17 protein-coding genes and 1 riboswitch are annotated in these 20210 nt (G+C 61.9%); of the genes, 9 read left to right on the top strand and 8 right to left on the bottom strand.

Translation table 11 applies throughout. The features are described from left to right. Positions 1-24: 24 nt before the first annotated feature. Both AB5Y94_RS02340 and AB5Y94_RS02335 read right to left on the bottom strand, forming a co-directional pair. Positions 25-1386 (bottom strand): sodium-dependent transporter, encoded by a 1362-nt coding sequence (locus AB5Y94_RS02340; protein ID WP_017783395.1) that lies wholly within the window; start codon positions 1384-1386, stop codon positions 25-27. A gap of 204 nt (positions 1387-1590) precedes the next feature. Further along, positions 1591-1857: a DNA-binding transcriptional regulator gene (locus tag AB5Y94_RS02335; RefSeq protein ID WP_005298604.1), complete on the bottom strand. Its 267-nt coding sequence runs from the start codon at positions 1855-1857 to the stop codon at positions 1591-1593. Positions 1858-2116: 259 nt separating this feature from the next. On the opposite strand from AB5Y94_RS02335, the gene AB5Y94_RS02330 reads away from it, so the two are divergent. From AB5Y94_RS02330 to AB5Y94_RS02315, 4 genes are all read left to right on the top strand, one after another. Further along, a complete protein-coding gene (locus tag AB5Y94_RS02330) occupies positions 2117-2713 on the top strand; it encodes a hypothetical protein (protein ID WP_211051549.1) in 597 nt (198 codons plus the stop codon). Between the two features lie 309 nt (positions 2714-3022). Beyond that, a complete protein-coding gene (locus tag AB5Y94_RS02325) occupies positions 3023-4057 on the top strand; it encodes an OmpA family protein (protein ID WP_017766527.1) in 1035 nt (344 codons plus the stop codon). A gap of 431 nt (positions 4058-4488) precedes the next feature. Next, a complete protein-coding gene (ompA, locus tag AB5Y94_RS02320) occupies positions 4489-5490 on the top strand; it encodes a porin OmpA (RefSeq protein WP_005298595.1) in 1002 nt (333 codons plus the stop codon). 218 nt (positions 5491-5708) lie between these two features. Continuing rightward, positions 5709-6761 carry an OmpA family protein gene (locus AB5Y94_RS02315; RefSeq protein WP_368204644.1) on the top strand — a complete coding sequence of 351 codons (1053 nt, stop codon included), beginning with the start codon at positions 5709-5711 and terminating at the stop codon, positions 6759-6761. 129 nt (positions 6762-6890) lie between these two features. Here AB5Y94_RS02315 and AB5Y94_RS02310 read toward each other — a convergent pair whose 3' ends face one another. After that, positions 6891-8585 (bottom strand): NAD-dependent malic enzyme, encoded by a 1695-nt coding sequence (locus AB5Y94_RS02310; RefSeq protein WP_017765762.1) that lies wholly within the window; start codon positions 8583-8585, stop codon positions 6891-6893. A 68-nt stretch (positions 8586-8653) separates the two neighbouring features. Continuing rightward, positions 8654-9511: a helix-turn-helix transcriptional regulator gene (locus tag AB5Y94_RS02305; RefSeq protein ID WP_368204643.1), complete on the bottom strand. Its 858-nt coding sequence runs from the start codon at positions 9509-9511 to the stop codon at positions 8654-8656. Positions 9512-9631: 120 nt separating this feature from the next. On the opposite strand from AB5Y94_RS02305, the gene AB5Y94_RS02300 reads away from it, so the two are divergent. Next, positions 9632-11011 (top strand): MATE family efflux transporter, encoded by a 1380-nt coding sequence (locus AB5Y94_RS02300; RefSeq protein ID WP_368204641.1) that lies wholly within the window; start codon positions 9632-9634, stop codon positions 11009-11011. Positions 11012-11150: 139 nt separating this feature from the next. Then, positions 11151-11399, top strand: coding sequence for a YciN family protein (locus tag AB5Y94_RS02295; RefSeq protein ID WP_005298586.1), 249 nt, complete (start codon positions 11151-11153; stop codon positions 11397-11399). 34 nt (positions 11400-11433) lie between these two features. Here AB5Y94_RS02295 and AB5Y94_RS02290 read toward each other — a convergent pair whose 3' ends face one another. Then, positions 11434-12573: a diguanylate cyclase gene (locus AB5Y94_RS02290; RefSeq protein WP_368204640.1), complete on the bottom strand. Its 1140-nt coding sequence runs from the start codon at positions 12571-12573 to the stop codon at positions 11434-11436. A gap of 246 nt (positions 12574-12819) precedes the next feature. Between AB5Y94_RS02290 and AB5Y94_RS02285 the strand changes: the two genes are divergently transcribed. Both AB5Y94_RS02285 and AB5Y94_RS02280 read left to right on the top strand, forming a co-directional pair. Beyond that, complete coding sequence (locus AB5Y94_RS02285) at positions 12820-14217, top strand: nucleobase:cation symporter-2 family protein (RefSeq protein ID WP_025202058.1); 1398 nt, start codon at positions 12820-12822, stop codon at positions 14215-14217. 99 nt (positions 14218-14316) lie between these two features. Further along, a complete protein-coding gene (locus tag AB5Y94_RS02280; RefSeq protein WP_368204638.1) occupies positions 14317-15018 on the top strand; it encodes a protein ligase in 702 nt (233 codons plus the stop codon). A gap of 110 nt (positions 15019-15128) precedes the next feature. Here the strand turns inward: AB5Y94_RS02280 and AB5Y94_RS02275 are convergent, their stop codons facing one another. Beyond that, positions 15129-16505, bottom strand: coding sequence for a sodium:alanine symporter family protein (locus AB5Y94_RS02275; protein WP_005298574.1), 1377 nt, complete (start codon positions 16503-16505; stop codon positions 15129-15131). A gap of 250 nt (positions 16506-16755) precedes the next feature. Next, a riboswitch (glycine riboswitch) is annotated at positions 16756-16866 on the bottom strand. A 508-nt stretch (positions 16867-17374) separates the two neighbouring features. Between AB5Y94_RS02275 and AB5Y94_RS02270 the strand changes: the two genes are divergently transcribed. Continuing rightward, complete coding sequence (locus tag AB5Y94_RS02270) at positions 17375-18526, top strand: type III PLP-dependent enzyme (protein ID WP_005298572.1); 1152 nt, start codon at positions 17375-17377, stop codon at positions 18524-18526. Positions 18527-18594: 68 nt separating this feature from the next. On the opposite strand, the gene AB5Y94_RS02265 is transcribed toward AB5Y94_RS02270, so the two are convergent. Further along, complete coding sequence (locus AB5Y94_RS02265) at positions 18595-19563, bottom strand: calcium/sodium antiporter (RefSeq protein WP_005298570.1); 969 nt, start codon at positions 19561-19563, stop codon at positions 18595-18597. A gap of 124 nt (positions 19564-19687) precedes the next feature. Continuing rightward, positions 19688-20161, bottom strand: coding sequence for a peroxiredoxin (locus tag AB5Y94_RS02260; RefSeq protein ID WP_368204637.1), 474 nt, complete (start codon positions 20159-20161; stop codon positions 19688-19690). Positions 20162-20210 lie beyond the last annotated feature (49 nt).

Genomic DNA, 20210 nt, shown 5'->3' with positions numbered 1-20210 from the left:
TCTTTTACTGTGGAAACGGCTGGTCTAGAACAGCCCCAACCCCTTGAGCATCACGATCAGGATCAACAGCGGCGACACGTAACGGATGATGAAGAAGAGCGGCTTGAGGATGGCCAGCTCCAGCTCGCCACCGTTGGTCAGCGCCTCCTTCATCCGCTCGAAACCCCACACCCAGCCCACGAACAGGCAGAGGAAGATGCCACCAAGGGGCATCAACACGTTGGAGGAGACGAAGTCGAACAGGTCGAAGAAGGTCTTGCCGGCGATATGAACGTCCGCCAGCGAGCTGTTGGAAAGCGCGCAGGTCGACCCCACCGCCCCCAGCACCAGCAGGTTGAGCAGGGTTGCCTTGGGGCGGCTCATGTGGAATCGCTCGGAGACCACCGAGACCGGCACTTCCAGGATGGAGAGCATGGCGCCGGTGGCGGCGATGGCGGAGAGCACGAAGAACAGCACCATGAACAGATGACCAAACGGAATGCTGGCAAACACCGCCGGTATGGTGATGAACAGCAGGGAGGGACCGGCTGTGGGCTCAAAGCCGAAGGCGAATACCGCCGGGAAGATGGCGATGCCGGCCAGCATGGAAACGAACAGATCGGCGCACATCACCCGGAAGGTGGTCAGCGGGATGTTCTGATCATCCCGAAAGTAGCTGCCATAGGTCATCATGCAGCCCATGCCGATGGAGAGTTTGAAGAAGGCGAGCCCCATGGCGGTCAGCACCACCCCGGCGGTGATCTTGGAGAGATCCGGCGAGAACAGAAAGTGCAGCCCTTGGCTGGCGCCCGGCAGGGTCAGGCTGCGGATGCCGATGACCAGCAGCAGGATGAAGAGCACCGGCATCAGCTTCTTGGTGACCGCCTCGATCCCCTTGGAGACCCCCATCAGCAGGATGCCGCCCATCAGGATCAGCACCAGCCACTGCCAGAGCAGGCTCTGCAATGGGTCGCTTATCAGCGCCCCGAAGGCCGCCCCGGTCACCTTGGGATCAGTCGACAGGATGGAGCCGTCAACGGCCTTGAAGATGTAGGCAAAGACCCAGGCCGCCACTTCGGAGTAGAAGGACATGATAAGGAAGGCGGCCAGCACCCCCATCAGGGCGATCAACCACCAGGGCTGCCCCTTGGGGGCCAGCTTGCTGAGGGTGGTGACGGCATCGGACTTGCCTTTGCGCCCCAGCATGATCTCCGAGATCATCACCGGCAGGCCGACCAGCAGGGTGGCGATGACATAGACCAGCAGGAAACCGGCGCCGCCGTTTTCGCCCGTCAGGTAGGGAAACTTCCAGATATTTCCCAGCCCGACGGCTGAGCCCAGGGTGGCGGCAAGGACGCCGAATTTGCTGGTAAAGCCATCTCTGGCCTTGGGGGTGATTTGACTCATGCTTGTCTCACTGTGCGCATCATGCGAGGGGTACTGCTAATTTTAGCGGTCGGAATTTTCTGAGGATTGATTCGGCTTGCCAAGGTATTTTCGTGAAAAGCCTTGGTGAGAGCACAAATAGCCAAATTTAATTAAATCAATAATAAATATGATGAATAAAAAATGCCGCCTCGAGGGCGGCATTTTTGTCAGGGCTCAATCAGCTCAAGCCTTGGCAATATCGTCCGGACCGATCTGGCCGATCTCGGCGACTTTCTTGTCAGCCAGCAGCCAGAGGGTGAACTTGTGCAGTTCCGGGTGGTGAGCCAGGGCCACCAGGAAGGCGCCACCAACTTCACGATAACCCAGCTCATAGTTCTTCAGGGTGGTCGGGGGAACGCCCAGCAGATCAGCAAACTTGGGACGGCTCAGGCCGACTGCTTCACGGATCTGACGGATCTTCTTACCAACAGTTACGATATTTGAATTCATATTGTTCCATACTCCGTACGGCGGATTGACTCCACCTTTATTTTTCGCGACGACTCGTAGTCAAGTGTATCAGTTTTGAACGGACTCGTTATGGTCGAGTCTCTATCTTTAATCAGCGTCTTTCGACGACAACCCTTGCAAACATCGGGGATGGTAATCGCTCAACCGCCTCAGGTAAACAGTCTCGAAAAGAAACCTTTATTGTTGCCACAGGAATTACTCGTATAATCCGCGGGCTATCCCTTAAGAGTAAGAACCCATGGCACTTCCCGGCATAATCTCCTGTTTACACCCGGTATCCTCCCCCGCAGAACTCAGTCGCCAATTGCAGCAGGGCCAGCAGACACGCGCCGAAGCCTTCTGGTTGCCCGCCGCCCTGCACGATCAGGCGGCAGCAGTTTTGGCTGCGCTGGATGACAAGAGCAGCCTGTTTCTCGACCAGCCCGTTGCCGGACTTTCCCTGCGCAGCCACGACGGTGTCATGCAGGAAGCGGGAACCCTGCTGCTTGGCAATGGCCAACAGCTGACACTGGCCAGCACAAAAGGGGATGGCGGTCTGGTCCCCACCCGCGCGCTTGCCGAGATGGCCGACTGGCTCGAGGCGGGCCACCGCCACTTTTGCTGTTCAGCTGCAGTACAGCCTGTGGCCCGGGCCATCCTCAATATCTGGCCCCTCGATCCCTACCTGGCTCGGCATTTTTTGGTCAGTTTTACACCCTTACTGTGCGAAGCAACCGAGGCCGATTATCTGGCGGTGTTCCAGGCGAGGGAATCTCCCGCCATGGCGCAATCTGACTGGGTTCAGGCCTATATGAAACTCGAAAAGAGACTGCACAGATCCTATTTGGATCACTAATTAATCTGGATAAACAGCTAGTTACCCACACGACACAATCTGCCATATGGATTATGTGTGAGCTTGATCATGTTTTGAATTCGGCATAGAGTGCGCCACGTCATCGGAATGACACCGGCTGTTCGTGAAGGGGTGAACCATTGTTTTTGCAATGTCCCCCGCTCGCTAGTGCACCAGGAATGCGTGCCTCCCGGAAGGAACCGGGATCCCTGCCAGACTCAACGCTGTTGTTCGGCAGAGCCTGCAGCTTACATAAATTAAAAAGTGCGAAGCACGTGAACAACGTGCCATCTCAACGAGGATTTTTTTATGATGAAAATGGCTCCTTCCCTGATCGCCATCGCCATGGCTGCCATGGGTGCAACTGCCGCTCACGCCGCTGACGACATCTACTTCGGTGCCGGTGCCGGTGCTGCCCACTTCAACGGTCTGAACAAGATCGGTGGTGGCGGTTACGCTGGTACTGAAGACGCTGCTGCTGCCAACGCCTTCGTCGGTTACAACTTCACCGAAAACTTCGGTACCGAATTCGGTTACCAGTACGCTGGCCGCGGCAACACCGACGGTCTGCGTTACGAGAACCAGGGTGCCACCCTGTCCGGTATCGCTCGTCTGCCGCTGGGCGGCGACTTCTCCGCTTTCGCTGAAGGCGGCGCCTACTGGGCTCACACCGACGGTCTGGGCACCAGCGACACCAAAGTATCCCCGCTGGCTGGCCTGGGCGTGACCTACAAGGTCAACGACGCCCTGGATCTGCAAGCTCGCTACCGCTACATGTGGGACGTGGCTGACCTGCACGCAGGCGACGCCCCGGACGACGTACGCTACAAGTCCAACCAGAGCGTTGCGACCCTGGAAGCCGTATACCACCCGTTCCGTACTTCCTACGTAGCTCCGGCTCCGGCTCCAGTTGTTGAAGAAGCCCCGGCCCCGGCTCCGCAGGTAGTTGAGAAGAACTTCGCCCTGAACTCCGACGTGCTGTTCGCCTTCGGCAAAGACAGCCTGAAGCCGGAAGGCGTTGCTGCCCTGAACGCTCTGTACCAGCAGATCGTTGAGTTCCAGCCGAAAGATGGCAACGCTGTTGTCGTTGGTTACACCGACCGTATCGGTTCCGACGCCTACAACCAGAAGCTGTCTGAAGCCCGTGCCCGCACCGTTGCCAACTTCCTGGTCAGCAAGGGTATGGCTGCCAGCAAGGTTGCCATCGAAGGTCGTGGCGAAGCCAACCCGGTTACCGGCACCAAGTGCAATGGCGTGAAAGCCAAAGCTCAGCTGATCTCCTGCCTGGCTCCGGACCGTCGCGTAGAAGTTCGCGTATCTGGCGTACAAGAAGTTCAGAAGTAATCTGACTTAGTTCAGATAATGCGAAAAGGGGATGCCACGGCATCCCCTTTTGTTTGCCCGCCGCCTGTTTTTGAGCAAAAACACAGCAACCAGCGTCACTTCCTGTCAAATCGTTTCCCTCGGCTTCCTTCTCCATAATCACCGCAGCGCCGCGCCAGTGCTGGATATCTGTACAGAAACTTGATCCGTGCGAGTCAAAAGAATACAGTAAACCCGCTTGTAAGGTATTGGATGAACTATTAAAAGTGCATTCGGCCCGGTTAGTTGTCCATGAAGCCAAGGCTTCGTGAGTATCCAGGAACCATCTCTTTTTTCATTCAGACCAACCGTGGTTCACCATGGAGGTCGCAGCGTGACTGTCATCTGCGGCCGGTATAACTGAAAGAGTGCGCAGTACGCCCTAGCACGGCAAACTCAACGAGGATAAAACGATGAAAATGAAAATGGCACCCACCCTGATTGCTCTGGCCATTGCAGCCATGGGCACCACCACCGCTCAAGCCTCCAACGACTGGTACACAGGTATGGGCGCAGGTTGGGCTTATGGTCACGACCTGGACGACTTCGGCAAAGACGCAGACAAGGACGCCACCGCGCTCTCCCTGTTCGGCGGCTACAACTTCAACGAGAACTTCGGCGCCGAGCTGGGTTACCTCTATGCCGGCAAAGGCGGCGTTGACGGCGTTGACTTCAAGACCCAGGGCGCGACCCTGTCCGGTCTGGCTCGTCTGCCGCTCGGCGACATCTTCTCCGTGTTTGCAGAAGGCGGCGCCTACTTCAACCACGTCAACGGCAACGGCAGCAGCGACAACGGTACAGCCCCGCTGGCCGGTCTGGGCGTGACCGCCAAGCTCTCCGACCTGCTCGATCTGCAAGCCCGCTACCGCTACATGTGGAACCTGGGTGACGAGCAGAAGACCTGGGAAACCGACATGAGCGTGGCGACCCTGGAGCTGGTGATGCACCCGAACCGCACCACCTATGTGGCCCCTGTGCCCGCCCCGGCACCCGAGCCCGTTCCTGAGCCGGTGATGGTCGACAAGAACTTCTCCCTGAGCTCGGACGTGCTGTTTGCCTTCGGCAAATCCACTCTGAAGCCGGAAGGTGTGGCCGCCCTGAACACCCTGTATCAGCAGATCGTTGACGTTCAGCCCAAAGATGGCAGCGCCGTGGTCGTCGGTTACACCGACCGCATCGGCTCCGAAGCCTACAACCTGAAGCTGTCCGAAGCCCGTGCCCGCACCGTGGCCGACTTCCTGGTCGGCAAGGGTCTGCCGGCTGGCAAGGTCTCCATCGAGGGTCAAGGCAAGGCCAACCCGGTCACCGGCACCCAGTGCAACGGCATCAAGGCCAAGGCTCAGCTGATCTCCTGCCTGGCGCCAGACCGTCGCGTTGAAGTGCGCGTCACCGGTGTACAGCAAGTTCAACAGTAAGTCGTCAGCCCGCTGACCATGAAGGAGGCCATCAGGCCTCCTTTTTTATTCCCCTCGTCAGGCCCGCCATCCTGGTCCGCTTTTGTGCGCATTTCTGTGCACATTTCCTGCCAACCTGCCCCGTCAGCTGGTTAAACGCTCTGCATCACCTATAAATAGTGGTGGTTGTACTCAACAGGGCTTGCGCCCTACTACACCAGCATCGACGAGGATACGCGATGAACATAAAACTAAAACCGGTTTGGATTGCATTGGCATTGGCGGCCACGGGTGCCCAGGCGGCGCCGGACAACGACTGGTACGCCGGGGTGGGTGGCGGCTGGGCCATCGCTCACGATCTGGGTGACTTTGGCAAGGATGCGAGCAAGGACGCCACCGCGCTCTCCCTGTTCGGCGGCTACAACTTCACCGAGAACCTGGGGGGTGAACTGGGTTACCTGTCGACCGGCAACTGGGATGTGCAGGGCAATGACTTCAGCAGCCAGGGCGCCACCCTGTCGGTGATTGGGCGGCTGCCGCTGGGGGATATCTTCTCGGTGTTCGCCGAGGGGGGCGGTTACCTCTACCACGTCAAATCCGTCAACGGCGGTGACAACAACCTGGCCCCGCTGGCCGGCCTCGGCCTCACCGCCAAACTGCACGACTGGGTCGACATCCAGGCCCGCTACCGCTATCTGGTCCGGGTCGGCGACGATCCCGACAACGACAAGGTGGGCAGCGGTACCCAGCGCTGGGTCAGCGACATCAGCACCGCCACCCTGGAGCTGGTGATCCACCCCAACCGCAGCAAACCGGTCGAGCCGGCCCCCGCCCCCATGGTCGTTCCCCCGCCCCCCCCCGCCCCCGAGCCGGTGGATCAGACCTTCAACCTGAGCTCGGACGTGCTGTTTGCGTTCGGCAAGGCGGATCTCAAGCCGGAGGGGATGCAGGCACTCGACTCGCTCTACCAGCAGATCGTCGACGTCCAGCCCAAGGATGGCAGCGCCGTGGTGATGGGCTACACCGACCGCATAGGCACGGATGCCAACAACCAGAGGCTGTCGGAGGCCCGCGCCAGCACGGTTGCCAACTTCCTGATCGGCAAGGGGCTGCCCGCCGACAAGGTGAGCATCCAGGGCAATGGCGAGAGCAATCCGGTCACCGGCAGCCAGTGTGATGCCATCAAGGCCAAAGCCGCCCTCATCGACTGCCTGGCCCCGGATCGCCGGGTGGAAGTGCGGGTCACCGGTACCCAGGGAAGCGCCGCGCCGGAGATGCCAGCAGAGCAGTGAACCCGGCCGAGCAGAGGGCCGGACGTGTGACCAGGTGCAGATGACAGCGCGCCGGCCAGCAAGCCCGCCACGCCATGCACAAAAAAGGGATGCCGAGGCATCCCTTTTGCTTTGCTCCTTTGCGCAGGATCAGAAGGAGGTACGGCGATAGCGGCGGTACTCTGGGCGCCAGAAGTTCGCCTCGATGGCCTGATCGATCACCTCGTCCGGGGTCTGCACCGCCTTGCCCTGCAGCATGGCGGTCTTGGCCACCATCTTGGCGATGTAGCGGGAAACCTCATGAATGTCCGCCAGATCCGGCAGCAAGGAGCCCTCTTCCCCTTTCACCAGCGGTGAACACTCCGCCAGCGCGCGGCTGGCCGACATCAGCATGGCGTCGGTCACCCGGGTGGCGCCGGCGGCGATGACGCCAAGGCCAATCCCCGGGAAGATGAAGGAGTTATTGCACTGGGCGATGACGTAGCGCTTGCCCTTGTACTCCACCGGTGCAAACGGGCTGCCGGTGGCCACCAGCGCCTGACCGTCGGTCCAGCGGATGAGGTCGGCCGGGGTGGCTTCCACCCGGGAGGTGGGGTTGGAGAGCGGGAAGATGATGGGGCGGGCACAGTGCTTGTGCATGGTCTTGACCACCTCTTCGGTGAACAGCCCCGGCTGGCCGGAGACCCCGATCAGGATGTCAGGACGACCGTGCTCCATCACCTCCAGCAGGGAGATGTTGTCCCCCACCGGCCAGTCGGCGATGCGTTCCACCGGCTGGGAGAGGCGGCGCTGGAAGTCGAGCTGGTTGGGGATCTTGTCGGTGATGAGACCGAATCTGTCCACCATGAAGACCCGGCTGCGAGCCTGGGCATCGGTCAGCCCCTCGGCTTTCATCTGCGCCACGATCTGCTCGGCGATGCCGCAACCGGCGCTGCCAGCGCCGAGGAAGGCGACCCGCTTCTCGGAGAGCTTGGCGCCGGAGGCCTTGCAGGCGGCGATGAGGCTGCCGAGGGTCACGGCGGCGGTGCCCTGAATGTCATCGTTGAAGCAGCAGAGCTCGTTCTTGTAGCGATTGAGCAGCGGCATGGCGTTGTTCTGGGCGAAATCCTCGAACTGCAGCAGGATGTCGGGCCAGCGGCGCTTGACCGCCTGAATGAAGGCGTCGACGAACTCGGCATACTCTTCGCCCGAGATGCGCGGATTGCGCCAGCCCATGTAGAAGGGGTCATTGAGCAACTGCTGGTTGTTGGTGCCCACGTCCAGCACCACCGGCAGGCAGTAAGCCGGCGAGATGCCACCGCAGGCGGTGTAGAGCGACAGCTTGCCGATGGGAATACCCATGCCGCCGATGCCCTGATCGCCAAGGCCCAGGATCCGCTCTCCGTCGGTGACCACGATCACCTTGACGTTCTGCTTGGTGGCGTTTTGCAGCATGTCATCGATCCTGTCCTTGTCCGGATAGGAGATGAACAGACCGCGGGCACGGCGATAGATGTTGGAGAACTCCTCGCACGCCTTGCCGACGGTCGGGGTGTAGATGACCGGCAGCATCTCGGTCAGGTGGTTGGTCAGCAACCGGTAGAACAGCGTCTCGTTGGTGTCCTGGATGTTGCGCAGGTAGATGTGCTTGTCCATGTCGTTGCCGAACGCCATGAACTGACGGTAGGCCCGCTCGGCCTGCTCTTCGATGGTCTCGATATTCTGGGGCAGCAGGCCTTCGAGGTTGAAGTTGCTGCGCTCTTCGCTGGTGAAGGCGCTGCCCTTGTTGAGCAGCGGGGTCTCCAGCAGGGCCGGACCGGCATAGGGAATGTAGAGGGGACGTTTCTGGTTATTATCTTCAAACATGGATCGGGTACCTAAACGATGACCTGGACGAAGGAGTCCGCCGATCCTATGGGCTTGCGCCGTTAATTTCAAAGAGTTTGCACATCCGTTGCAAAAGGTTTGCGACCCAGGCGACGAAAGGCGCCAGGGGTCAGACCAGTGAGCCGGCGAAAGCGGTTGGCAAAGTTGGCACCGTCGCTGTAACCGACCCTGCTGGCCAGCTCGCCCAACGGCCAGTTGGTATAGAGCAGCAGCTGGCGCGCCTTGTTCATACGAAGCTCGGTGAGCCAGGCCATGGGGCTCATGCCGAACACCTGCCGGCAGAGCCGGTGCAGGTGGGGCACCGAGCAGGCCATCTGGTCGGCCAACAAGGCCACGCTCCAGGGCTCGTCGAGGCGTGCCTCCACCCGTCGAAACAACGCCTGCAACCTGAGCTCGGGGGTGCCGCGCACCTCCCTCTGCAGGGTGCGTTCCAAGAGCGCCAGCAGCAGGCTCAGCAGCTGGGGCTGCAGCGGTGAACGCACGCCCTCCCCCTGCATCAGGCTGAGCAGGTGATAGAGCGGCTCCCCCTCTTCCCCCTGCCAGATGCGGTGACCGAGCCGGTGCAGGTGCTGCCAGCGCGGCACGTCGTCAAGCAGGATCCAGCTGGTGCGCCACTGCGCCCCCACCAGCTTGAGGCCGCCCGGCACTGCCGCCGGCAAGAAGATGAGCGAACCGGCCGGGATGGGCTGCTCGCCGTCATCGGTGAGCAGGGAGCCCCCCTCGTCGTGGCTCACCATCAGGATGTGAAACTCCGGCCGGTTGCGGCGGATCAGGTAGTGATCGCGGATGTGCGACAGCCCGGTCAGGAAGATGCCCGCCTCCCCGAGCAGTGGCAGCCCTTCGCGCCCCAGCATTCGCTCCTCGCAGGCCGGGGCGATTTCCAGACACTCGCTGACAAACGGCATAGCACCTCAACAGGATAGTTTTGCACAAGAAAGCCGAGAGAGGCTCACAGTGAAGCCACCCGCTACTCCCCCTATCATACCTATGACAAACCTTGCTTTTTATCTACCCGGTTAACATAAATGAATTATTGGCAAGCGATTTTAAAACAAACCACCGATCGCGAGTTCATGACCCGATTGTGGCGGCTGGCCCTGCCGGTCTCGCTGCAATCCATGATGTTCTCCCTGCTCGGTCTCATCGACATCATGATGGTGAGCCAGCTTGGCACCACGGCTGTGGCGGCGGTCGGCTTGGGTAACCGGGTCTTCTTCTTCAATCTGCTGGTGATAGCGGGGCTCTCTGGCGGGGTCTCGGTGTTGGCGGCACAATATTACGGCCGCGGCGAGATGGCCGGGGTGCGCCGCTCGCTGGCGCTGGCGCTGGTGGGGGCCCTGGCGGTGAGCCTGCCATTTGCCCTCGTCTATGTGCTCTCACCTGGCAGCGTGCTCGGCTTTGCCAGCCAGGAGCCCGCGCTGCGCGAGCTGGCGGACGAGTTTTTGATGATCACCGGTGCCACCATCCTCTGCACCGCTGTGGTGGTGCCGCTGGAGTCGGCGCTGCGCTCGGTCGGCAATGCCGCCGCCCCCACCCGCATCGGCATCATCGCCATCATCGCCAACGTCATCCTCAACTACGCCCTCATCTTCGGCCATTTCGGTTTCGAGGCGATGGGGGTGGCCGGCTCGGCCTGGGGCACCACGATTTCGCGGCTGCTGCAGACTGCGCTGCTGCTGTGCTATGTGTGGCGCATCGAACCCCGTCTTATCCCGCGTAAGCAAGACTGGCTGGCCGCCTTCAAGCGCAAGGAGGTGGTGCGCTTCACCCTGATCGCCCTGCCGCTGCTGCTGCACGACGGGCTCTGGGCCTTCGGCATGCTGCTCTACGGCTTTCTTTACGCCCACCTCGGCACCGACTCGCTGGCCATCATGACCACCCTCGGCACCCTCGAGAGTATCCTCATCTCCCTCTTCTTCGGGTTGGCGGTGGCCTGCTCCACCCTGCTCGGCCACCGGCTCGGGGCCGAGGAGTACGAGGTCGCCTGGCAGCACTCCCAGCTCTTCCTGCTGCTTGCCCCCATCGGTGCCCTGCTGGTGGGGATCGCGGTCTGGCTGCTGCAGACCCACCTGCTGCAGTGGGTCGGCAACCTGCCGGGCGAGCTGATGACGGAGGCTGGCCAGGTGCTCGCCATCCTGTGTCTGGGCATGTTGCTCAAGGTGTTCAACATGGTGGGCATCGTCGGGGTATTGCGCTCGGGCGGGGATGTGAACTACAGCATCTTCATCGACATCGTCGGCATGTGGTGCATCGGCCTGCCGCTCGCCTGGGGAGCGGTCAACCTGCTCGGCTGGCCCCTCTCCTGGGTGGTGGCGGTGATGTTGCTGGAAGAGCTCAGCAAGGTGTTGCTGGTGCAGCGCCGCATCCGTCAGCGCCGCTGGCTGCGCAATCTGGTGCTGGGATAAGGGAAGAGAGCAAAGCGGGAAAATGCGGGGTCATATCAATGACAGAAAATCCCGCTTTGCAGTATGCTGGCCTCCTCTTCAATCAGAGGCAGGGCCGACCCTTATGCCCCCTGCCCAGTAGTCGTTTAAGGAGACGAGCATGCAACCACAAAAAGAGCTGATCACCGAGACTGCCCTGCTGGAGATGGCCAACAAGATCATCAAGGAACACGAAGACTTCATCCACGGCATGCGTGCCGATTCGGTGGAGCAGAAGGGGGAGATCCTGGTGTTCAAAGGGGAGTTCTTCCTGGCCGAAGATGGCACCCCGACCGGCAAGACCATGGCGGTGTTCAACATGTTCAAGCTGCTGGCCCAGCAGCTCTCCGGCAAGTACCAGCTGGGCTGAGCCCGCCCAACCCCGCTCAAGCAAGATGCCGCCCTCAGGCGGCATCTGTCTGTATGGCGGCAGGCTGTGCCGGCGTGCCGCCCGGCTCCCCCACCACGCAGTTGCGCCCGGCCATCTTGGCCATGTAGAGGCACTCGTCGGCCCGATTGAGCAGATCCTCCACCCCTTCGCCGCGCAGGGCCAGGGTCAGGCCGATACTCACCGTCACCTCCAGCAGCTCATCGGAGGTGGGGCTCTTCACCAGCCGCGCCTCCACCGCCACCCGCAGCCGCTCGGCCACCCGTTTGGCCTGGGCCAGCTCGGCGCAGTTGGGCAGCAGGATGGCAAACTCCTCGCCGCCGTAGCGGCCCAGCACCATGCCGGGCTCCAGCTGCTCCGCCAGGGTCGCCGCCACCTCCTTGAGCACCGCATCCCCCGCCAGATGGCCGAAGGTGTCGTTGATGCGCTTGAAGCGATCCAGATCCAGCAACAGCACCGCAAACGGCACCTGCTTGCGCACCATGTTCATCCTCGCCTTCTCCAGCTGCTTCATCAGCAGGCGGCGGTTCATCATGCCGGTCAGCTCGTCGGTGGTGGACTCCCGGTAGAGCTGCAGCAGCATGTTGAGCTGGCCGCACTGCACCCAGCTGCTGGCCAGGGTAAACAGCCCCAGCAGCCAGATCTGGTTGAGGGTCTGCACGCTCCAGAGCGGCTGCCCCACCAGCAGCCAGTTGCCGGCCAGCATGGTGACCAGAATGCCCCCCGCCAGCTGCAGGCCGAGGGAGAGCGGAATGGGGAAGATGGCGAACAGACTGATGAGCAGGTAGGGGAAGGCCATGTAGCCCGCCTGCAGCTCCTGAGCCGCGCCGAAGCTGTGCAGGCAGATGAGGGAGAAGAGCATCATCACCGCCATCAGGTAGCCAAGCGCCAGCTTCATGCGTTCGCGTTTGAAATGGATGAGGTAGGAGAAGGGGATGAGCGGGGAGAGGGCGAGCAGGCAGAAGATCCGGGCCTGAAACAGTTCATCGAACTGGGCGGCAGGCAAGGTCAGCCAGTCCACCACCGCCCAGGCGGGCAGGCCCACCATCAGCAGACAGGTGAGCAGCCGAAGACGCACCGTCATAAAGCCCATGCGGGTCAGGGTAAAATCTTCGGAGTGGGCACGGGCACTCCAGAACTCCGACAGCTTCAGCATCCAGAGCCTCCAAATCGCAACAGAGGCCTCATTCTACGCCGTGCGGCGGCAAAATCCTATGCAACCCGGGCCATTTACGGGCGAGCGCCGTCACACAAACCGGCGGATCATAATCGCCGCGCGCAAACGTTTCAACCCATGGAAAAATAAACCCGTTTCCAGCCGAATTAGCGCTGGTCAGCCCGTTCTCAATCACTAAAATAGCGCCCAATTTTCTCCCCCCTCCCCCACATATTCGAGGTATTTATGGAACAGGCTGCCGCCGTACGCGCAACCCGAGAGGCCCATCCACCCAGACGAGCCCACAGCGAACTGGTCTACGGCATAGAGGATGTCCCACCCCTGCCCCAGACCCTGTTCGCCGCTCTGCAGCATATGCTCGCCATGTTTGTCGCCATCATCACTCCTCCTCTCATCATCGCCAACGCCCTCGGCCTCCCTGCCGCCGACACCCGTTATATCGTCTCCATGTCGCTGGTCATGTCCGGCATCGCCTCCTTCATCCAGACCCGCCGCTTCGGCCCCCTCGGTTCCGGCCTGCTCTCGGTGCAGGGCACCAGCTTCAACTTCCTCGGCCCCATCATCGCCTCCGGCCTCGCCCTCAAACAGGCGGCCATGCCCACAGAGGATCTGCTGGGCACCCTGTTCGGCACCATGCTGGCGGCCGCCCTCACTATCGTGGTGATGAGCCGCTTCCTGCACCTGGTCAAACGGATCATCACCCCGCTAGTGACCGGCATCGTGGTGCTGCTCATCGGCCTGACCCTCATCAAGGTGGGGCTCATCAGCATGGGGGGCGGCTACGGCGCCCTGGCGGACGGCAGCTTCGCCAGCCACACCAACCTCTTCCTCTCCCTGCTGGTGCTCGGCCTCATCGTGCTGCTGCAGCGCAGCCGCAACCCCTGGCTGCGCCTCTCCGCCATCATGATCGCCATGCTGGTGGGCTATGCGGTGGCGCTGCTGCTGGGCAAGGTCAACGCCCCCACCTTCGACGGCCCGCTGCTGATGGTGCCTGTTCCGCTGCACTACGGGCTCGGCTTTGACTGGCAGCTGTTCGTGCCGCTCGCCATCATCTTCGTGGTGACGGCGCTCGAGGCCATCGGCGACATGACCGCCACCTCCGACATCTCCGGCGAGCCGCTGGAAGGACCTGTCTACATGGAGCGGATCAAGGGAGGCGTGCTGGCCGATGGCGCCAACTCCATGCTGGCGGCGGTCTTCTCCACCTTTCCCATGTCCACCTTCGCCCAGAACAATGGCGTCATCCAGCTGACCGGGGTGGCCAGCCGCCACGTCGGTCTCTTTATCGCCGCCATGCTGGCCCTGCTCGGCCTGTTCCCGGCGGTGGCGAGCCTGGTGCAGCAGATCCCCGAACCCGTGCTGGGCGGCGCTACCATCGTCATGTTCGGCACCATCGCCGCCGCCGGCGTGCGCATCATCTCCCGCGAGGAGCTGGACCGCCGCGCCCTGATGATCCTGGCGGTGTCGCTGGCCATGGGCCTCGGGGTGGCACAGGTGCCGGAAGTGCTGCAGCACCTGCCGGATCTGGCCAAGAGCGTGCTCTCCTACGGTGTCGCCACCGGCGGCCTCACCGCCATCATCATGAATCTGCTGCTGCCCAAGCGCGCCGCCGCACAGGCCTGACACTCCGCCATCCTTGCACCAAAGCCCCGCCATGCGGGGCTTTACCTTGCCAGCCGCCACGGGTAGTGTGCTTGGCAGCCTCTGCTCAGGATGCCTTTCATGCCCTATACCCTGCTTCCCCCTCTGCCCAGCAACCACACCCCGGATCAGATCCTGGCCGAGGAGCAGCGCTGGCTGCGAGAGTGTGCCCATGACCGCCAGCCCCTCGCCCACCTCTGGCAGGCGCCCCAGAGCCTTATCGTCACCCGCAAGGACACCCGCTTGCCCCGCTACCAGGCCGCCTGCGAGCAGCTTGCCGCCGAGGGCTGGCCCGTGCATGTGCGCGACAGCGGCGGCACCGCCGTGCCCCACGGCGCCGGCATCCTCAATCTGTCGCTCATGCTGCCTCGCACCACCACGGATCTCGCTCACTACTACCGGCTGCTAGGGGCACCGCTGCTCGCCCTGCTGGGGGAATACGGTCTCGCAGGCAGCTATGACTTCGTGCTCGGCTCGTTTTGCGACGGCCAGTACAATCTGGTGATCGGGGGTCGCAAGGTGACCGGCACCGCCCAGCGCTGGCTGGCGCCGGGTCAGGATCACCACGGCGCTGTGCTGGCCCAGGCCATGCTGCTGGTGGCCGGCGACGTGGACGAAGGCACCCGGATGGCGAGCCGCTTCTACGAGCTGGCGGGTGGCGAGCTGCGCTTTCTGCCGGGCACCTCCACCACCATCGCACAAGCCATCGATTGGCCAGGGCGCGAGGGCGAGCTGGTAGAGAGGGTGAAAGCCCGGCTCACCGCGCTGCTGAGCAAGGAGTGAGCACAGGCCCTGCAGCTAGGCTGCAGCAGCCTACTTCCCTCATAAAAGCACCCATAGAAAAAGCCACGACCCGGGTCGTGGCTTTTCGTTTTGAATGGATGGCCGTGGCATCAGGCCGTCTGCGGCTCGGGCTCGGACTCCGTATCGCTGTCCCGGCTGAAGTAGGCGCGGGTCTCGGCAATCACCACGTGGCGCAGGCCGATAAGGCCGATGAGGTTGGGCACCGCCATCAGGCCGTTGACGATGTCGGCCAAGAGCCAAATCATGTCCAGATGCAGGAAGGCGCCGCACGCCACCAGCACCAGGTAGACCAGGCGGTAGGGCTTGATCGCCTTCACCCCGAACAGGTACTCGGTGCAGCGCTCGCCGTAGTAGTTCCAGCCAAGGATGGTGGTAAAAGCGAAAAACAGGAGGCCAATGCTCACCAGATACTGGCCGACATGGGCATCGAGCCCCTGGGCGAAGGCCAGACTGGTCATGGCCGCGCCGCTCGCATCGCCGCTCCACACCCCGGTCACCACCAGGGTCAGGCCGGTCATGGTGCAGATGATGATGGTGTCGATGAAGGTGCCGGTCATGGAGACCAGCCCCTGCTCCACGCAGGAATCGGTCTTGGCCGCCGCCGCCGCGATGGGGGCAGAACCCAGTCCCGACTCGTTGGAGAAAACCCCGCGCGCCACCCCGGACTGGATCGCCAGCATGATGCCGGCACCGACGAAGCCACCGGTGGCCGCATGGCCGGTGAAGGCGCTCTGCAGCACCAGCGCCACCGCATCCGGCAGGGCGGCGGCATTGCTCACCAGCACGCCGAGGCAGGCAACGATGTAGAAGATGGCCATGAAGGGCACCACCTTGCTCGACACGCTGGAGATGGACTTGATCCCCCCCAGGGTCACCAGTGCCACGATCAGGGTCAGCAGCACGGCGGTCACTTCCCGGGGCACCGAGAAGGAGAGGCTCATGGCATCACTGATGGCGTTGACCTGGGGGAAGGTGCCGATGCCGAAGAAGGCGACGCCGATGCCAAACAGGGCGAACAGCTTGGCCAGCACCTTGGAGCCGAGCCCCTTCTCCAGGTAGTACATGGGGCCGCCTGCCATCTGGCCGTTGGCGTCCTGCTGGCGATATTTCACCGCCAGCAGGCACTCGGCGTACTTGGTGGCCATGCCGAACAGGGCGGCCATCCACATCCAGAACAGGGCGCCCGGGCCGCCCAGCTTGATGGCGGTGGCGACCCCGACGATGTTGCCGGTGCCTATGGTGGCGGAGAGGGCGGTGCAGAGCGCGCCGAAGCTGGAAACATCCCCCTGCTTGCCCTGACCCTGATCGCGGCCAAAAACCAGACGCAGGGCGAGCGGCAAACGCACGACCTGAAGCAGACCCAGACGCAGAGTGAGGTAGACGCCGGTCCCGACCAGCAGGATCAGCAGGGGTGGACCCCAGATAAAGCTATCGATGGCGGCGAGCGCCGATTGAATTGATGACATGCATCCTCCTTAAGAAACAGAAATTAAGGAGGAGAAGGATGATCTTCCCATAGGTGTCGCGATCGGCCAGAGGCGATCGGATGCGGGCAAAAAACGTGTTCACACTCTTGCTGCGAGGCCGTGATCAAGGCTCATGCGCTGCTCGAAAGCCTCATGTATTCACATACACTCCGGTTCCTGCGCTGCTCTTTACCTTGCTGACGACCTCTCGTTACAGACCGTGAACAGTTTCAAGCTCAGGTACAACCATCCCATCCCCTCTGTCCTTTTGCCTGAGAGTTTCCGGCGCCAGATTGCGATGCAATCACGGTGCCTTGCTCCTTCGGCGCCCGATTCAACGGGTCTCTCCAGAGTATCGTCCAGTAGCAGTCCACACCGGTTGCCCGGTACCTGAAAGATTCACTTCTTCGGTGGATGGTTGCCCATCGCTCTCCTGCTACCTTCATCCGAACTAGTTTGGATTAGGAAGCGGGCATGGTAATCCAAAAAGTGTGAGCTGTCTCCCACTCGCGCCCCCTCGTCGCCGATTTTTTTCGATTCTGGCCAGGCTGGGGCCGAATGTTATTTGTTCGTTAACTATCAATACGTTAGACAAGGTTGCCTGCACAACCTGCCGCTTGCTAGTCGAAACATGGGCCATATCAAGATGATCTTTCGTCTCGACCAGAAAAACTTGCCGACATATCCAATCAAAAGGGTTGCACACAAACGCAATAAGCCGATAATCCCGCGCATAACTAAGCACTTCGCAAGGAAGTTATGCAGTGTGCCTGGTTGGTCCCCCCGGACCGCTCGCCTGAGCCGGCCGTCGCCGGTTCAATCGCATATGGCTTGGGCATATCACGCCCCCTAAGGATGACCAAAAGAGAATGAACGAGACCCTGGTTGCACAAGATTACCGTCAGCTGGTTGAACAATTCGGCTCCCCCCTGCTGCTGCTCGACAAGGCAGCCGTCCGCAAACAGTATCGGGCCCTGGCCGCCGCCCTGCCCGATGTACGATTGCACTATGCACTCAAACCCCTGCCCCACGAGGCAGTGGTCTCTGTCTTGAAGGAAGAGGGGGCCTGTTTCGATCTGGCCACCAATGGCGAAGTGGATCTGGTGCGCAGTCAGGGTGTCCGCCCGGGGCGCTGCATTCATACCCATCCCATCAAGCGCGACAGCGACATCCGCTATGCGCTGGAGTACGGCTGCACCGTGTTTGTCTACGACAACCCGCTGGAGCTGGAGAAGTTCCTCCCCTACAAGGACGAGGTGAAACTGCTGCTGCGGGTCAGCTTCCCCAATCCCGAGACCAAGGTCGACCTCTCCAAGAAGTTCGGCTGCACTCCGGAGCAGGCGCTGCCGCTGCTGCAGCTGGCCCACGCCAAGGGGATCAAGGTGATGGGGCTGTCGTTCCACGTCGGCTCCCAGGTGCCCCACGCCCGTCGCCACGTGCAGGCCATCGACGCCTGCCGCGAGATCATGGAGCAGGCCTGGGAGCTCGGCCTCAAGCCCTGGGTACTGGATATCGGCGGCGGCTTCCCGGTAGATTATGAGGGCGGCGAGTTCGACATCGACGGCTTCTGCGCGCCGATCCGCGAGGCGCTGGCCAAGCTGCCGGCCACGGTGCAGAAGATTGCCGAGCCGGGCCGCTTCATCAGCGCGCCGGCCATGACCTCGGTATCCAGCGTGATGGGCAAGGCCCATCGCGGCGACAAGATCTGGTACTACCTGGATGACGGTCTCTACGGCAGCTACAACGGCCAGCTCTATGACCACGTCACCTACCCGGTGAGCACCCCGCTGGCTCGCGGCGAGCTGCACAACTCTGTGCTCTCCGGCCCGACCTGCGACAGCGTGGATGTGATCCGCGACGGCATCATGCTGCCTGATCTGGCCATCGGCGAGCTGGTGGTGGGCCGGGTGATGGGGGCCTACACCTGGGCATCGGCCTCCACCTTCAACTTCTTCCCCAAGGCGAACATCCTCATTCTGGACAGCAGCCAGAAAGGGCAGAAGATGGTTGCCGTGGCCTGACAGACCTGCGCCAAAAACAGAAGGGGGAAGCCGATGCTTCCCCCTTCTTGCTATGGTCTGGCGAATCGTCAGATAAACTGGCTGGTCAGCAGCCAGCCGGTGTAGGCGACGAAGCAGGCGAGCAGCACGCCCCCCTCCAGCCGGTTGATGCGCCCCTGTCCCTTGCGGCCCAGGCACATCACCAGCAGCAACAGGGTCAACCCCATCATCAGGCTCCAGTCGCGGGAGAGCACTTCAGGTGCCACGTCCAGCGGGTGAATGCCGGCCGCGATCCCGACCACCGCCAGGGTGTTGAACAGGTTGGAGCCGAGCACGTTGCCAAGGGCCAGATCATGCTCGTTCTTGCGAATGGCGATAAGCGAAGAGGCCAGCTCCGGCAGCGAGGTGCCGATGGCGACGATGGTGAGACCAATCACCAGATCGCTGATGCCAAAGCCCTGGGCTATGGTCACCGCCCCCCACACCAGCAGGCGGGAGGCACCGATCAGTAGCACCAGCCCGACCACCAGCCAGAACAGGGCCAGCTTGAGGGACATGCCCTCGCTGTCGATGCTCTCCTCGGTCTCCGCATCCAGCGCATCCCCCTTGCCGCGCATGCCGGCCCAGATGGACCAGCCCATCAGCGCCAGGAACACCACGCCGAGGATGGCGGCGTCCGTGCGATCCAGGCGACCATCCAGCAACAGGGCGCCGGAGAGCAGGGTGATACCGAGCAGGATGGGGATCTCCTTGCGCACCACCTGGGAGGCTACGGCGATGGGGCTGATCAGGGCCGTCAAGCCGAGAATAAGGGCGATATTGGTGATGTTGGAGCCATAAGCATTGCCGAGCGCGAGCCCGGGGTTGCCCTGGGAAGCCGCCAGCGCGGAGACCACCATTTCAGGGGCCGAGGTACCAAAACCGATGATCACCATGCCGATCAGCAGCGGCGGCATACCGGCATAACGGGCAGTGGCGGCGGCACCGTCCACGAACTTGTCGGCACTCCAGACCAGCAACGCCAGTCCGGCAATCAGGGCAACAAAAGCCAGGGTCATATTTTTCTATCTCATCCACGGCAAACACGAGAGCCAGGCAACTTGCCTGGCTCCATCCAAACGCGGCAACAGTGTAACGGGCCGCCTTGCTATTTCAAGATGAAATCAAACGGCGATTAATCTTTCACAGCGCCGCCAGCAGGCTCTCGGCATCCGACACCTCGAACTTGCCCGGCGCCTCCACGAAGAGGCGCTCCACCACGCCGTCATTGGCGATGAGGGCAAAGCGCTGAGCGCGCACGCCGCCAAAGGCACCGGTCTCCTTGGCCAGCCCCATGGCCCGGGTCCAGCTACCGTCACCGTCCGCCAACATGGTGATGGCAGCGGCGTTCTGGGCATCCTGCCACGCCTTCATCACGAAGGCGTCGTTGACCGACAGGCAGCAGATGGCATCCACCCCTTTGGCCTTGAATCGATCGGCCAGCACCACGTATCCCGGCAGATGGGCGTTGGAACAGGTGGGGGTAAAGGCGCCGGGCACCGCAAACAGCACCACCCGCTTGCCGGCAAACAGGCTGTGGCTATCCCGCTGCTGTTTCCCCTCTGGGGTGATGAAGGTGAATTCGCCCGCAGGCAGGGTCTGACCCATCGCAATCATTGTGCTCATCCTTAAGTGGAGGGAAGGAGCCCCAGTCTACCCCACGACC

Origin of the sequence: Aeromonas sp. s5 (assembly GCF_040907865.1) — a bacterium.
Classification (GTDB): Bacteria; Pseudomonadota; Gammaproteobacteria; order Enterobacterales; family Aeromonadaceae; genus Aeromonas; species Aeromonas dhakensis.
This window is presented reverse-complemented; position numbering and strand designations above follow the sequence as displayed.

Bases quoted from the DNA above. Each gene is read 5' to 3' on its own strand.
- AB5Y94_RS02340 (WP_017783395.1), bottom strand. From the start codon at position 1,386: ATGAGTCAAATCACCCCCAAGGCCAGAGATGGCTTTACCAGCAAATTC.
- AB5Y94_RS02335 (WP_005298604.1), bottom strand. From the start codon at position 1,857: ATGAATTCAAATATCGTAACTGTTGGTAAGAAGATCCGTCAGATCCGT.
- AB5Y94_RS02330 (WP_211051549.1), top strand. From the start codon at position 2,117: ATGGCACTTCCCGGCATAATCTCCTGTTTACACCCGGTATCCTCCCCC.
- AB5Y94_RS02325 (WP_017766527.1), top strand. From the start codon at position 3,023: ATGATGAAAATGGCTCCTTCCCTGATCGCCATCGCCATGGCTGCCATG.
- ompA (WP_005298595.1), top strand. From the start codon at position 4,489: ATGAAAATGAAAATGGCACCCACCCTGATTGCTCTGGCCATTGCAGCC.
- AB5Y94_RS02315 (WP_368204644.1), top strand. From the start codon at position 5,709: ATGAACATAAAACTAAAACCGGTTTGGATTGCATTGGCATTGGCGGCC.
- AB5Y94_RS02310 (WP_017765762.1), bottom strand. From the start codon at position 8,585: ATGTTTGAAGATAATAACCAGAAACGTCCCCTCTACATTCCCTATGCC.
- AB5Y94_RS02305 (WP_368204643.1), bottom strand. From the start codon at position 9,511: ATGCCGTTTGTCAGCGAGTGTCTGGAAATCGCCCCGGCCTGCGAGGAG.
- AB5Y94_RS02300 (WP_368204641.1), top strand. From the start codon at position 9,632: ATGAATTATTGGCAAGCGATTTTAAAACAAACCACCGATCGCGAGTTC.
- AB5Y94_RS02295 (WP_005298586.1), top strand. From the start codon at position 11,151: ATGCAACCACAAAAAGAGCTGATCACCGAGACTGCCCTGCTGGAGATG.
- AB5Y94_RS02290 (WP_368204640.1), bottom strand. From the start codon at position 12,573: ATGCTGAAGCTGTCGGAGTTCTGGAGTGCCCGTGCCCACTCCGAAGAT.
- AB5Y94_RS02285 (WP_025202058.1), top strand. From the start codon at position 12,820: ATGGAACAGGCTGCCGCCGTACGCGCAACCCGAGAGGCCCATCCACCC.
- AB5Y94_RS02280 (WP_368204638.1), top strand. From the start codon at position 14,317: ATGCCCTATACCCTGCTTCCCCCTCTGCCCAGCAACCACACCCCGGAT.
- AB5Y94_RS02275 (WP_005298574.1), bottom strand. From the start codon at position 16,505: ATGTCATCAATTCAATCGGCGCTCGCCGCCATCGATAGCTTTATCTGG.
- AB5Y94_RS02270 (WP_005298572.1), top strand. From the start codon at position 17,375: ATGAACGAGACCCTGGTTGCACAAGATTACCGTCAGCTGGTTGAACAA.
- AB5Y94_RS02265 (WP_005298570.1), bottom strand. From the start codon at position 19,563: ATGACCCTGGCTTTTGTTGCCCTGATTGCCGGACTGGCGTTGCTGGTC.
- AB5Y94_RS02260 (WP_368204637.1), bottom strand. From the start codon at position 20,161: ATGATTGCGATGGGTCAGACCCTGCCTGCGGGCGAATTCACCTTCATC.